13 protein-coding genes and 1 pseudogene are annotated in these 13,242 nt (G+C 72.5%); 8 read left to right on the top strand and 6 right to left on the bottom strand.

Features of this window, described 5'->3' with window-relative positions:
- The coding region (locus ACFVYI_RS06610) for a transposase (RefSeq protein WP_387882042.1) at window positions 1-566 on the bottom strand (566 nt) is incomplete at its 3' end.
- A gap of 149 nt (window positions 567-715) precedes the next feature.
- On the opposite strand from ACFVYI_RS06610, the gene ACFVYI_RS06605 reads away from it, so the two are divergent.
- Window positions 716-1,798 (top strand): hypothetical protein, encoded by a 1,083-nt coding sequence (locus tag ACFVYI_RS06605; RefSeq protein WP_387882035.1) that lies wholly within the window; start codon window positions 716-718, stop codon window positions 1,796-1,798.
- A 22-nt stretch (window positions 1,799-1,820) separates the two neighbouring features.
- Here ACFVYI_RS06605 and ACFVYI_RS06600 read toward each other — a convergent pair whose 3' ends face one another.
- Window positions 1,821-2,114, bottom strand: coding sequence for a winged helix-turn-helix domain-containing protein (locus tag ACFVYI_RS06600; RefSeq protein ID WP_387882034.1), 294 nt, complete (start codon window positions 2,112-2,114; stop codon window positions 1,821-1,823).
- 834 nt (window positions 2,115-2,948) lie between these two features.
- Window positions 2,949-3,317 (bottom strand): VOC family protein, encoded by a 369-nt coding sequence (locus ACFVYI_RS06595; protein ID WP_387882033.1) that lies wholly within the window; start codon window positions 3,315-3,317, stop codon window positions 2,949-2,951.
- Between the two features lie 379 nt (window positions 3,318-3,696).
- Between ACFVYI_RS06595 and ACFVYI_RS06590 the strand changes: the two genes are divergently transcribed.
- The 3 genes from ACFVYI_RS06590 to ACFVYI_RS06580 all read left to right on the top strand — a co-directional run bounded on the left by ACFVYI_RS06590 (window position 3,697) and on the right by ACFVYI_RS06580 (window position 5,045).
- Window positions 3,697-3,852 carry a DUF6131 family protein gene (locus ACFVYI_RS06590; protein ID WP_387882032.1) on the top strand — a complete coding sequence of 52 codons (156 nt, stop codon included), beginning with the start codon at window positions 3,697-3,699 and terminating at the stop codon, window positions 3,850-3,852.
- A 238-nt stretch (window positions 3,853-4,090) separates the two neighbouring features.
- Window positions 4,091-4,756: a HemK2/MTQ2 family protein methyltransferase gene (locus ACFVYI_RS06585; RefSeq protein WP_387882031.1), complete on the top strand. Its 666-nt coding sequence runs from the start codon at window positions 4,091-4,093 to the stop codon at window positions 4,754-4,756.
- Window positions 4,740-5,045: a CDGSH iron-sulfur domain-containing protein gene (locus tag ACFVYI_RS06580; RefSeq protein ID WP_387882030.1), complete on the top strand. Its 306-nt coding sequence runs from the start codon at window positions 4,740-4,742 to the stop codon at window positions 5,043-5,045. Before ACFVYI_RS06585 ends, ACFVYI_RS06580 begins: the two co-directional genes overlap by 17 nt.
- Here the strand turns inward: ACFVYI_RS06580 and ACFVYI_RS06575 are convergent.
- The gene (locus ACFVYI_RS06575) at window positions 5,004-6,017 is read right to left on the bottom strand and encodes an iron-containing redox enzyme family protein (protein WP_387882029.1); all 1,014 of its coding nucleotides are present in this window, start codon (window positions 6,015-6,017) and stop codon (window positions 5,004-5,006) included. The two genes, ACFVYI_RS06580 and ACFVYI_RS06575, sit on opposite strands and share 42 nt — an antisense overlap.
- Before the next feature lie 251 nt (window positions 6,018-6,268).
- Window positions 6,269-6,436, bottom strand: coding sequence for a hypothetical protein (locus tag ACFVYI_RS06570; protein ID WP_387882028.1), 168 nt, complete (start codon window positions 6,434-6,436; stop codon window positions 6,269-6,271).
- A 561-nt stretch (window positions 6,437-6,997) separates the two neighbouring features.
- Between ACFVYI_RS06570 and ddaH the strand changes: the two genes are divergently transcribed.
- From ddaH to ACFVYI_RS06550, 4 genes and pseudogenes are all read left to right on the top strand, one after another.
- Complete coding sequence (gene ddaH, locus ACFVYI_RS06565) at window positions 6,998-7,885, top strand: dimethylargininase (RefSeq protein WP_387882027.1); 888 nt, start codon at window positions 6,998-7,000, stop codon at window positions 7,883-7,885.
- A gap of 141 nt (window positions 7,886-8,026) precedes the next feature.
- Entirely contained in the window at window positions 8,027-8,584 is a 558-nt protein-coding gene (locus ACFVYI_RS06560) for a pyridoxamine 5'-phosphate oxidase family protein (protein WP_387882026.1), read from the top strand.
- A 484-nt stretch (window positions 8,585-9,068) separates the two neighbouring features.
- On the top strand, window positions 9,069-10,487 hold the full coding sequence (locus tag ACFVYI_RS06555) for a family 2B encapsulin nanocompartment shell protein (RefSeq protein WP_387882025.1): 1,419 nt from the start codon (window positions 9,069-9,071) through the stop codon (window positions 10,485-10,487).
- Window positions 10,474-11,826: pseudogene (locus tag ACFVYI_RS06550) on the top strand (SufS family cysteine desulfurase); the annotation flags it as partial. The gene ACFVYI_RS06555 and the pseudogene ACFVYI_RS06550, both read left to right, overlap by 14 nt.
- Before the next feature lie 189 nt (window positions 11,827-12,015).
- Here the strand turns inward: ACFVYI_RS06550 and ACFVYI_RS06545 are convergent.
- Window positions 12,016-12,507, bottom strand: a complete 492-nt coding sequence (locus tag ACFVYI_RS06545; RefSeq protein ID WP_387882041.1) for an RIO1 family regulatory kinase/ATPase — start codon at window positions 12,505-12,507, stop codon at window positions 12,016-12,018.
- Window positions 12,508-13,242: the final 735 nt, after the last annotated feature.

Raw genomic sequence — 13,242 nt, 5'->3', positions numbered from 1 at the left:
GCCACCGGCTCCCCGGACCCGGCCGGGCCGTGGTCGACGAACGCCATGAGCGGATGATGGCCGTAGGTCTTCTTCCAGGTCGCGGCCGCGGCTTCTTTGTCGGAGTGCGCGATGACGAGCACACCGTCGATGTCCACGATTACCCGGCTGTCCGCGTCCGGGGCCGTCTGCCCGGCCAGCTGCCACACACGCTTGCGGACATCGGCTCGTGCCCGGCGGACGGCCGCGAGTGCACGGGGACCGGCAGCGGCCAGTGTGTCGATGAGCCGCGAGACGGTCGGATCGGAGGCGACCGGCCCGAACGCGCCGGGCTCGGCCCGCAGCGTCGCGACATCGGCCAGGCAGTCGCCGCCCAGCGCCACGGCCAGCGCGACATCCAGCAGGATCTTGCCGGGATCGTGCACTGCCCGGGGCTTGCGCCACGGCGCGAGCGCCTCGGACACCGCGATATCGAGTCCCAACCGGCGGACCGTCTCGACCAGCAGCATCCCGCCGGCTTGCGAGACGACCCCGGCGCCACCACCCGAGACCCGGACACGCGGGTACGACCCGCTACGCTGACTCACCTGGGAAGTGCCTCCGACAGTGGCAGGAACAAGGACCTCGACAATCCTCATTCTTGCTGGTCAGAGGCACTTTCTGCTTTCCTGACCACCCGTCGGACGAGCCGCTTCGTGAAAGCGCGAGGTTAGGGTCGGAGGCGATCGGGGAGGTTATGAGTGCCGACCCGCTGGCCACCGCCGCCGACCTCGGGAGAGCCGTGATGCAGTCCCGCCGTGACTTCCTCGCCAGTGTGTTCGCCACCGCCGCTGTGGCGCTGCCGCTGACCTACGATCACCAGGCGGTCGCCGCTACCCTGCGAGCGGGAAGGACCGGCGGCCGGGTGGGTGTCGGCGAGGTTGCCACTGTCCGGCACATCACCGGCGTGTTCACCGCCGCTGACGAGCGTCTTGGCGGTGGACACGGGCTGAGTGCGGTGACCACCTACCTGACCGATACGGTGGTACCGATGCTCCAGGCCGTGTACCCCTCCGAGGGGGTTCGCCGGGACGCCTACGGCGTGGCGGCCGAACTGTCGTACCTCGCCGCGTGGAAATATCACGACCTCGGCCGGGAGGGCGCCGCACAGCGGTACTACCTTCTCGGCTACCAACTCGCTTGCGAGAGCGATCCGACAGGACACGGAGCCTGGATGATGCGCGCTCTCGCCCATCAGGCCCTGAACCTCAAGCAGCCGGAGTTCTGCGTCGAACTGGCGGAGGAATCCCTACGGCGAGCGCGCGGCAAGGTGGACCCGCAGACCGAGGCCCTGTTGTTGATCACGAGCGCCAGGGCGTACGGGGCTATGGGGAGCGGGCAGAAGGCCGCAGCGGCGCTACTCGCGGCCGAGGACGCCATGCTCGACACCGCGACTCCGCCCGCGTCCTTCACGGCGGCGACCGGGCCGGTAGCCGCAACCGTCGCCTCTCACACCGCCAAGACCCTGGCCGAGCTGAAAGACCACCGGTCGGCCGAACGCCACCACCGCGCCGCCCTCGCCGGTCGTGACCCCGAGGCGTTCCGGCGCATTCACGCCCTGACGCTCGGGAACCTGGCCCGTTCCGTCGCCGCCCAGCGCCGTCACGACGAAGCCGTGGGGATCTGGGGTCAGTCCCTGGATTTCATGGACGGAGTCGTCTCGGACCGGCACAAGAAGGACCTTCACAAAGTCCGGACCACAATGACGAGTTGGGCCCGGCGCGGAATCCCCGGCGCCGCAGACCTGGGGCAGCGCGCTGCCGAACTCGTCCGAGCCTGAGCCGCAGCCATCCGGCCCCGCCCTACTGGTCAACTCCGGCGGGCGGGGCCTGCTGGTCTCCGGCGGCTTGGCCGGTGCGGTCCGCCACGAACGTGCCGCGCTGCGGAAGGGTCCGGACCCACCCTTCTGAGCGCAGGTGCTCGACAGCATGGCGGGCAGTGTTCCGGGCAACGCCGTATGCCTGGATCAGCGTGCTCTCGGACGGCACTCGGGCCCCGACTCGCAGTTCCCCGGACTGAATGGCCCGGATGATGTCCGCCGCAATCTGCTGATACGGGTGCGCTTCGGCGTCCGGGTCGATGGGGGTTACATCCATACCCAAAAGCGTAGGACTACCCAAACGACCTCGCGCGTTTCGCTACGAGCATGAACGTATCTAGACGTACCTATAGGAGTTGGGTACGGTCGAAATCCGCACCACCAACCAAAGAGCCCCGGGACTGTGCGACCAGTCACCGGGGCCATTCGTCCGCACAGCTATTAGGGAGCTGCCGACGTGCGTCATCTTATCGTTTTGGCCCTACTCCGAGCCCTGGTTCTCATCCTTCCGGCTCACGGTCGGCGCCATGCCGCATCCGTTTCCGCCACTCCGGCCCCGGCGGCCGAGGTCCCTCGGGGTCACCTGCGGGGACCGTGGGCCGAGCCGCAGGAGCTGTACACGGGCACAGTGGTTCGCCCGTACATAGACCACGGCGCGTGGCTCGGTGAGCAGGACGAGATGCGGCGCGAGTACGACGAGAGGCAGCGCCAGCGTGAGCGGCGCGCCGCACTCCGTGCGGTGGTTCTGGGTCTCCCTGACCCCGGGTACACCTACCCCGGGGCGCACGCTCTCGCTGGTCGGGGGGCGTGATGGCTCGGGTGTTCATCAGGCCGCTCCCGGATGGCACCCGCAGGGGCAACACGCGGGGCCTACGGCAGTGCGCGCGGGATGGGTGGCAGATCCCCCCGGACCGCCACGAAGCCCGCTACGAGCCCCGTACGGTGAACGACTGCCGACCGTGGACAGACGGGGTTACCCGGTTCTGGTCGCGCGACTGCTGGGCAGTGCCGCATCACCCCGTTCGCTCCTCCGAGTGAGCCTCGCCAGACAGTAGAACGCCCCGTTCGGCCAAGTGCCGGGCGGGGCTCTGTTGTTGGTGCTGACCTGCGGCTATGCTGCACAGAACTGGTAGTCACGTGTGTTGGGGTCGGCCAGGACGTGCCAGCTCTCGCTGCCGGTCTGGCCGATGTCGACGGGCCTGGCGCCGAGGGCGAGCAGCCGCTCCAGCTCGGCGTCCTGGTCCCGGTCGGTGGCGTTGACGTCGATGTGCAGGGGGAGCTTGCCGGTGAGCGGGTCGCTGCTGGGGCTGAGCACGAGGGTGGGCTGCGGGCCGCCGAAGCCGGCGCCGGGCGGCCCGATCTCGATGCTTCCGTCGCCCTCCCGGCCGAGTTCGACGTAGCCGAGGACCTCGCTCCAGAAGGCGGCCAGCCGCTCGGGGTCGGCGCAGTCGAGGACCAGCTCACTGATGCGGCATGCCATGCCCGTCAGTGTACGAAGACGGAGCGACGGGGCGCACCGCAGGAGCAGCGGCCTCATCGCGGTGGAGACCGAGCCGCCGGCGAGGCGGGCGCGGCATCGCCGGTCGCACGAGGACGGCCGAGCGGTCCGGTGGACGGCGCAACGCCGGCCCGCCCTCGTCGAACGCCGGAGCGCCTTCGCCCCGAATTTCCCTGCCCCGGGGGGCCGCCACCCCGCGCAGCCGTACGGCGGCCGAGTGGCCGCGCCCCACCCCTTGGCAGCCGCGGTGCACCATGTCGCGAACGTCGGATTGAAGACCCGTAAACCGGAAAGACGCAGGGTGACCTCCCCATCGGCGGAAGGCCATCAACCCCGCGGGGGACCAACAACGGAGGTCATCGTGATCGTCCTCGGAGTCATCCTCCTCGTCATCGGGTTCGTCACCGGCATTTCCATCCTGTGGACCATCGGCCTCATCCTGGCCCTCATCGGGCTCATCCTGTGGATCATGGGCGCTGTCGGCCACGAGGTCGGTGGCCGCCGCCACTACTGGTAGACACGGGCCGTCGACACACCCACGGTGACCGGAGGAGCGGTCCATCGTGGCGCCCACTCCGGCGGATGTCCGCGGCAGGGGCGAGGGCTCGGACGACGACGAGGAGCCCGAGGCGCCCGAGGCGGATGTCCAGGCTCCCTAGGGCTCCGGATCCGACCCCCCGGACCCGCGGCACCCCCGCCCCGAGTTCGGGCCGCCGACCGTGTGTGGGCGGCACCGAACTGGGCAGCCGCCCGGCATGCTGCTGATCAGACCACCGGGCGTGTACCCGCCCCAGGGCGACACCGAACTGCTCATCTCCTGTCTGCGCCGCGAGCCGCTGGACGCCACGCGCCGGGTGCTCGATCTCGGGACCGGCACCGGGGCGGTGGCCCTGGCCGCGGCCGGTACCGGGGCCCGGGTCACCGCCGTGGACCTGTCCGGGCGTGCCGTCGCCGCCGCGTGGCTCAACACCCGGCTGCACCTGCGCCGGGTTCGGCTGCGCCAGGGAGACCTGCTGAAGCCGGTGGGCGGGCAGTGGTTCGACCTGATCGCCGCCAACCCGCCGTACGTGCCCGCCGATACTGCCGAGACCGCTGCGGACTCCCCGGGTGCGGGTGCGGGGCTGGCCTGGGACGCCGGGCGGGACGGGCGGCTGGTGCTGGACCGGATCTGCCGGGAGGCGCCGAGGCTGCTCGCCCCGGGCGGCGTACTGCTGGTGGTCCAGTCCTCGCTCGCGGACGTCCCGAAGACGCTCACCGCACTGCGACGGGCCGGTCTGCGGGTGGCGGCGACCGCGCGGCGGCGGCAGGCGTTCGGGCCGGTGATGACGGCACGGGCGACGCTGTTCGAGCGGCTCGGACTGATCGCTCCGGGCGAGCGCGAGGAGGAGCTGGTGGTGGTGCGCGGTGTCCGGGAGCACTGAGCCGGCGGGCGGTGGGCTGGGTGACACCGACGCCACCAGGGTGACGATCGTGCCGGGCGGCCCGGTGCTCGTCGAAGGGCCGGTCGAGGTGGTGCTGCCGGACGGCACGATCCGGCGCTCGGACCGCCCGGTGGTGGCGCTCTGCGCCTGCCGACGCAGCCGCCGCTACCCGTTCTGCGACACCAGTCACCGGCGGCGCAGCCGGGCGGAGCAGGGCTCGGCGGAACAGGGCTCGGCGAAGCAGGGCTCAGCGGGGCGCGGCGTGGCCGGGACCGTCCGGCAGGGGTGAGCGCAGCGAACTGCGCCCGGCCCGCCAGTGCTTCAGCAGATGGGCGGCGAACCGGTCGTCCACCACCTCGGTCGCGGCGATGCCGAACGCGATGTCCGGCTCCAGCTCCCCCTCGGTGGCGAGCAGCTCACCGACGACGCCGCGCCGCATCAGCTGTTCGTGGACGGCGTCCGCCTCGATGTGCTCGCGGTAGAACAGCGTGCCGTCCGACCCCGCGCCGAGCCGTTCCAGGGCCGCCGCGAGCCGGGCCGAGCCCGGCGAGGAGGTGACCTCGACCACGGCGAACAGGCCGACCGCCGCGCCTCGCAGCGCCCGGTGCAGGCCGAACAGGGTCATGAGGTTGACCACCGCCAGCGCGGGCGCCGGGACGTGGTCCAGGTAGTGCCCGTAGCGGGGGTCGAGGCCCAGGTCCGCCATCATCCGGGCGAACAGCAGGGCGTGCGCACGGTCCGAGCGGCCCGCGCCGTACTCGTCGTACGCGACGGCCATGAGGGCGGCCTGCGCCGGGCCGTGCACCCGGGGGACCATCCACAGCTGCGGGTCGGCCTCCTTGAGGTGGTAGACCGAGCGGTGCACCAGGTATTCGCGGGCCTGCCAGCGCTCGCCCTCGGCCAGCAGGAAGTGCGACGGGCCGGTGCCGTCGGCGGGCTCGATCAGCAGCCGCTCCAGCGCCGCGCCGACCGGTCGTACCGGCTCGGCCTCCGCCCGCACGGCGGCGAGGAACGGCTGCTCCAGCTCGCGCCGGAACGCGAGGAGCGCAGGGTCCCACTCCCAATCGGGGTCCACGCCCGGCAGGCCCCGGTCGTGGAGCTCGTAACAGAGGTGGAGGGCGAGCTGGTGGTCCTCTCCCCACGGGTCCGTGTCCGGGCCGGGCGGTGCGAGCGGCCCGCCGGAGCCCGGCGGGCCGGCAGCGAGCATGGCGAGCACCGTGCCGGAGAGCGGGCCCCGGGCCTTGGGCGAGGTCGTCGTCATCGCCCGCTCCGGGCGCCGACAGGCCGCCGGGTGCGCAGGGCCACCCCGCGCACCCGGTCGTGCGGCCAAGGCGCGGTCCCGGGTGGCAGGGCGTCCGGCTCGTGGTCCCGGCGCGATCCGTCCGCGCTCCCGACTGGCGCCTTCCGTCCCCGTTGCTCCATCGTGCCCTCCTCCGGCCGCCGTCGTCCGTCCGGGCGACTGCCCGGTGTCCGCGCGATCCAACCTGCTGCCCCTCGCCTGCCCGGGCCCGGTCAGCGGGTCGGCGGCCGGCCGGCGCGGCGGGCCCGGACGGCGGCCAGGGCAAGGGCCACGAGGAACACCACCACGCCGATGACCAGCAGATACGCCAAGCCCTTGACGACCGCGCCGATCAATCCGAGCACGATCGCCGCGATCACCAACAAGAGAACCCAGAGCATCGTCGGATCACCTTCTGCCCGTTTTGCAGACCTGCTCCGTGACCGCCCGGCCCGACCGGCCCGGTCACCGGCCGGTCGAACGGGCCGGTGCCGACGCGAGTGCGTCCGGTGCGGTCGCTCCGGCGCCTGCCCCGGTGGGCCGCATTCATGCGGCCCACCGGTCGCGTTCTCCGCCCAGGAGGGTCCTGCTCCTGGGGCGGACCCGTGCTCGGGCCCAGGAGCAGGCTCGCGCCGAACGCCCCGGTCCGGGCCGTTTCGGCCCGGACCGGCCGGGCACACGCCCGGCTGCCGGTCCTGCGGCCGTCCGGGAGGGCCGGTGACCTCCCCCGACACAGTCGCTCACCGCCCGCCTGCTGAGGAACGGCACGGGGGCCGACCGGCAGCGCACCGCCTTTGCCCACCGCGGAAGCCTGCTCGGCGTCGTCGACCAGTTGGCGGACCTCACCGCCCCGGGGCTGCGGGGCCGTCCACTGCCCGGCGCCGCGGCCACGGCGCTCCCCGAATGATCCGGGGCAGCGCGGACGCCGGACGGAGTCCGCGTCACGACCAGAGGGAGCAGCGATGTCACCACCGGTTCGAACCGCCCGGAAGCGTCACTACCTCATGTGCCGGCCGACGTTCTTCGCCGTCGACTACGCGATCAACCCCTGGATGGATCCGACCCGGCCGGTCGACCCGGCCCGGGCGATGCGCCAGTGGGAGCACCTCGTCGACCTGTACCGCGAACTGGGTCACACCGTGAGCCTGGTGGAGCCGCGCCCGGACCTGCCGGACATGGTCTTCGCCGCGAACGCCGCCAGCGTCGTCGACAACCGGGTGCTCGTCTCCAGGTTCAAGTACCCGGAGCGAGCCGCGGAGGCGCGTGCCTACCGGCAGTGGTTCAGCACGCGCGCCTTCCGCCGGGTGGCCACGGCCGGCCATGTCAACGAGGGACAGGGCGACATCCTCCCGGCCGGGCGCATCCTCCTGGCCGGCACCGGCTTTCGCACCGAACCGGCCGCACACGCCGAGGTCCAGGCCCTGCTCGGCCTGCCCGTCGTGACGCTCACCCTCACCGACCCCCGCTTCTACCACCTGGACACTGCGCTGACCGTCCTCGGGGACACCGAGGTGATGTACTACCCCGGGGCGTTCGACCCGGCCGGCCGGGCCACGTTGAACGCCCTGTTCCCGGACGCCCTGCTCGCCCGCCGCGAGGAGGCGGAGATCTTCGCTCTCAACTCCGTCTCCGACGGCTGCAACGTCGTCCTTCCCGCCGCGGCGGAGCGCCTTGCCTCGCGGCTGGAGGACCGAGGGTTCCGACCGATCGGCGTCGAGATGACCGAGTTCCGGAAGGCCGGCGGCGGTGCCAAGTGCTGCACGCTCGACCTGCACGGATGCGTCAAGAGCGACCGGATCCGACTGCACCGGGGGGCCGTTGCCTCCAACGGCCCCCGGCAGGCCGCCTGAGGCCTGCCCCGGCTGCCGCGGTCCGCTCCCCTCCCCTCGCCTCCCCGGTGCCACCGGGCGTGCGCTGTGCCCGCCGCGGGCGGAGCCTGGAAGCACGGAGCGGCGCCGCGCCCCGCCGGTCACCCCCGAGGAGAGAACGCCATGCCGACCCAGGGACCCGCCCAGCAGCCCACGACCGAGCTCGACGCCCGCTACAGCTCCGCGCTCAATCCCCGCCCGGGTGCCGCGGACGTCACCGCCGTCGCCTGGGCCGAGGCGCAGCGGCAGCTGGCGACCGCCGAGATCTTCTGGCTGTCCACGGTGCGGCCCGACGGCCGGCTGCACGTCACGCCCGTGATCGCGGCCTGGCACGACGGGGTGCTGTACTTCTCCACCGGCGCGGGCGAGCAGAAGGCGAAGAACCTCGCTCACGACGGGCACTGCGCGCTCACCACCGGGGGGAACTCGCTCACCGAAGGCCTCGACCTCGTGGTCGAGGGCACGGCGCGGCCGGTCACCGATCCGGCGGCGCTGGAGGAGGTGATCACGGCGTACGAGACGAAGTACGGGCCGCACATCACCTCCTCGGAGGGCACCTTCCACGGGATCGGGGAGGCGTTCCGGAAGGGGACGGTGGTGGTGTTCGCGGTGGCTCCGGCCACCGCGTACGGCTTCGGCCGGGACGACGGGGTCTACACCCACACGCGCTGGACGTTCTGAACGGACGAGCGCCCGGGAGGCATCCGCGGCGCGCGGGCGCGTCCGCGCCCCTACGACCGCCGCCGACCGCTGCGGATCGCCGCCGATCACCCCGAGACGGGCCCCGATCCGGCGCGCCCCGTCCGCCCCGCGCGTCGTTACCGTGCTCACCTTTCCCCCGGCCCGTCGGGCGGTCGAACGGCCGGTGGAGCACCTTCCGGTACCGCGGCCCGCCCCCTCGCCGTACCCCGCACACGGCCGCTTCCAAAGTCCAGCTTTCGAACATCTCACACCGGCTTATGGATAGATTCATCCGTTCGAGTGAGTTTGGCGAGGACCCATCGTCGATGCTCTGCATCGGAACCAATGGCCCCCAATCGAACACGCTCACGCCACCACCGAACGGCCGCAACAATCGTCACGGCGGGTCGGCAACAGCCGATTCACCGTCTCCGCAGTGGATCTGACGCCCACTCAGTTCTCCCGACCAGAACAGGGACCAGCCATGACGACCGAGACCGTTCAGCAGAGTCAGCCGAGCCGGCAGAGTCTCAGCACCTCCGCCGCCAGGAACCTCGCCACCACCACCAAGACCGCGCCGCAGATGCTCGGGATCACCCCGCGGTACCTGCTGCGCGCCCTGCCCTGGGTGGACCTTGAGGCCGGCGTCTACCGGGTCAACCGCCGCCGGGGGTTCATCCTCGGGGACGGGCTGATCGGCACCTACGTCGACGGCGACAACACCTCCCGGGTGATCGCCGAGGACCTGCGCGAGCTGCCCTTCCTCAGCCAGGTGGACAGCCCGCTGCTCGCCGCGCTCGCCAACGGCTTCGTCCAGCGCGAGGTGGCCCCCGGCGAGCTGATCGTCGACGCCGGCGCTCCCACCGAGCAGCTGCACATCATCGCGCTCGGGCGCGCCGAGAAGCGCGCCACCGGCGAGTACGGCTCGGACGCCCTGCTCGCCGTGGTCGGCGACGGCGACTTCTTCGACGCCACCGCGTGGGCCGACGGCAGCGCGATGCCCTACCGGGTCACCGCGGTCAGCGCGTGTACCGTGCTCTCCCTCGACCGCCGGATGCTCGTCGAACTCGCCGACCGCGAACCGTCGTTGAGCGCCCAGCTGGAGGCCTTCCGCGCCGACGGCCGGCAGCCCGCCGACCGCGAGCACCCGATCGACCTCACCTCGGGCCACTCCGGCGAGCCGTACCTGCCGGAGACCTTCGTGGACTACGAGGAGGGCCCCCGCGAGTACGAGTTGAGCATCGCGCAGACCGTCCTCAAGGTGCACACCCGGGTCTCGGACGTCTACAACTCCTCGATCGACCAGGTCCAGGCGCAGCTGCGACTGACCACCGAGGCGCTCCGCGAGCGCCAGGAGTGGGAGATGCTCAACCACCCCGAGTACGGGCTGCTCAACAACGTCGTGCCGAGCCAGCGCGTGCGCACCCGCAAGGGCGCGCCGACCCCGGACGACATGGACGAGCTGCTCGCCCGGGTCTGGAAGCAGCCGGCGTTCTTCCTCGCCCACCCGAGGGCGATCGCCGCGTTCGGACGCGAGTGCACCCGGCGCGGGGTGCCGCCGCAGATCGTGGACCTCTTCGGCAGCCCGTTCCTGACCTGGCGCGGCGTGCCGCTGCTGCCCTCCGACAAGCTCGACCTGAAGGGCACCGCGAACTCGGCGCCCGGCACCACCAACATCCTGCTGATGCGGGTCGGCGAGGACCGCCAGGGCGTGGTGGGCCTGCGCCCGTCGAAGGTCCCGGACGAGGTCGAGCCCGGTCTCTCGGTGCGGGCGATGGGCGTCGACCGGCAGGCCATCACCTCGTACCTGGTGACCAGCTACTTCTCGGCCGCCGCGCTGGTGGACGACGCCATCGCCGTGCTCCAGAACGTCGAGGTGTCGAGCTACCATGACTACTCCTGACGGCTTCGGGCGCAGCACCGGGGTCGCCGGGGTGAGTCAACCCCCGGCCGCCACCGGGTACTCGACCGGCGTGGTACCGGGCCGGGCCCCAGTGCCCGCGGCGCTCGCGCACGCGGCGGGCGGTCCCCGGTACTGGCTGCCCGCCCAACCGGACCGGGCGGCCCGGACCGCTCCCGCCTCCCCCCTCGCCGGCCCGCCGGGCGCCCCGGTCGCCGCCCCGCCGGGCGGGTTCGACGTCGAGGCCGTCCGGCGGGACTTCCCCCAGCTGCACCGGGAGGTGAACGGCCACCCGCTGGTCTGGCTCGACAACGGGGCCACCACGCTCAAGCCGCGCCAGGTGGTCGAGGCGGTCGCCGAGCACTACTCGATGGGCACCTCCAACGTCCACCGCGGTGCGCACACCCTCGCCAAGCAGGCCACCCAGATCTACGAGGAGGGCCGCGAGGAGGCCGCCAGGCTGCTCGGCACGCAGGACGCCGGCGAAGTCGTCTTCGTCCGCGGCACCACCGAGGCCGTCAACCTGGTGGCGCAGTCCTGGGGCCGCGCCAACCTGGGCGTGGGCGACGAGATCCTGGTCTCGGCGGCCGAGCACCACTCCAACCTGGTGCCCTGGCAGCTGATCGCCAAGGAGCGCCGGGCGCGGATCCGGCCGATCCCGCTGCTCCCCGACGGGCAACTGGACCAGGACGCCTACCGGGATCTGCTCGGCTCGCGGACGAAGCTGGTCGCGCTCACCCACGCCTCGAACGTGCTGGGGACGGTCCCACCGGTGGCCGAGATGACCGCGCTGGCGCACCGGTACGGCGCCAAGGTCCTGGTGGACGGCGCGCAGGCGGTGAGTCACTTCCCGGTGGACGTGACCGCGTTGGACGCCGACTTCTACGCCTTCTCGGGTCACAAGATCTTCGCCCCGACCGGCATCGGCGTGCTCTTCGGCAAGCGCGAGCTGCTGGAGGCCATGCCTCCGTGGCAGGGCGGCGGCAACATGATCGACTCGGTGAGTTTCGAGGAGACCTCCTACGCCCCCGTCCCGCACCGGCTGGAGGCGGGCACCGGCCACATCGCCGGGGTCGCCGGGCTGCGGGCGGCGCTGCGGTACCTGGCCGGGCTGGACCGCCCGGCCGCCACCGCGTACGAGGAGCAGCTCACCGCGTACGCCATGGGCGCGCTGGCGACCGTCCCCGGGCTGCAGCTGATCGGCGAGGCGCCGGGGAAGATCGGCGTGCTGACCTTCCTGCTCGCCGGCACCGACCCGATCGCCCTCGCCGGGGCGCTCGACCAGCAGGGCATCGCGGTGCGCGCCGGGCACCACTGCGCGCAGCCGGCGCTGGCCGCCTTCGGCCTGCAGAGCGCGGTACGGGCCTCGCTGGCCCTCTACAACACCGTGCTGCCGGTCGACTCCGGGGGCGCGGCGCTCCTGGGGCTCCTGCCCGCCGGGGCGGTGTGGGCGGCCCCCCCGGGGGGGGGGGCCCCCGGTGGGGGGGCCCCCCCGCCGTGCGGCGTTCGCCGACCGACGGCCGGATCCGGCTCACCCCAGACGCGCGTCGAACGCCAGCACCTCGACGAGCTCGCCGACGCGCTGCTCGGGCAGGCCCCGGGAGACGAACCAGGCACCGACGTTGCGCACGTCCCGCTCCAGGAAGGAACGCCCGCGCGGGTTGGCGACGACGTCCACGATCTGCGGCACGTCGATGATCACCAACCGGCCGTCGTGGACCAGGATGTTGTACGCCGAGAGGTCCCCATGGGCGTAGCCGTCGACGGCCAGCAGCGACAGGCTGCGGCCGAGCTGCTCCCAGAGGTCCTCGACGTCCACCTCCTCGGCGCGCAGCTGCGCGAGCCGGGGTGCGGCGGTGCCGCTCTCGTCCCCGACGAACTCCATCAGGATCTCCGTGCCCAGGATCTGGACCGGGTAGGGGACGGCCACGCCGGCCGACCAGAGCCGGCACAGGGCCGTGAACTCGGCGGCGGCCCACTGTCCGGCGATGGCCTCCTTGCCGAAGGCGGTCCGCTTGGCCATGGCCCGGGCGATCCGGGACTCCTTGTGCTGGCGGCCCTCCAGGTAGCCGGAGTCGCGGTGGAACATCCGGTGCTGGGCGTCGCGGTAGCGCTTGGCCGCCATCAGCGTGCGCCGGCCGGTGCCGGGGACGCCGCGCTCCAGGAGGAAGACGTCGGCCTCCTTGCCGGTCTTCACGAGGCCGAGCTCGGTGTCGACGGCCGCGAGTTCGGTCACCACCCAGGCGGGGCGCGGTTCGGGCCCCTTCTCGGTGGGGGTGGACTGGTCCCAGGTGGACCAGCGGTCACCCTCGGCCGGACCGTCGATCCCCGAGACCGGACCCTCGACGACGTCGGCGTAGGCGTCGTAGCTGCCGTGGTCGTGGGTGTCGTAGCTGTCGTGGGTGTCGTAGCTGTCGTGGTCAGAGCTGTCGGCGTCGTGGTGGCCGCCGACCTCGGAGAAGTCTGGCCCGAGGACCTCGCCGTACGCGAGGACGGGCTCGTGGTCGTCGAACCGCTCGGAACGGCGGCCGCGACGGGGTGCGCCCTTGGCGCGGATACGGGAGAAGGAATCGGTGTCGGAAAAGCGCTCGCGCACTGCGGTGGCTCCTGAGGAACGGCCCACCGATGCGCCGGTTACGAGGCGTCGTCAGCCGGTGGGCGAAAGACGAGAGGAAGAGGCGTATGGCGCGCACACGAGGGCGCGCCGCGACACGGCGGCAACCATCGGTACACACCTCCTCTGCTTCTCCACGTCCGT

The sequence above is a fragment of the Kitasatospora sp. NPDC058218 genome (assembly GCF_042882445.1).
GTDB lineage: Bacteria > Actinomycetota > Actinomycetes > Streptomycetales > Streptomycetaceae > Kitasatospora.
The sequence above is the reverse complement of the archived record's forward strand: the minus strand, read 5'-3'. Positions and strand labels throughout refer to the sequence as shown.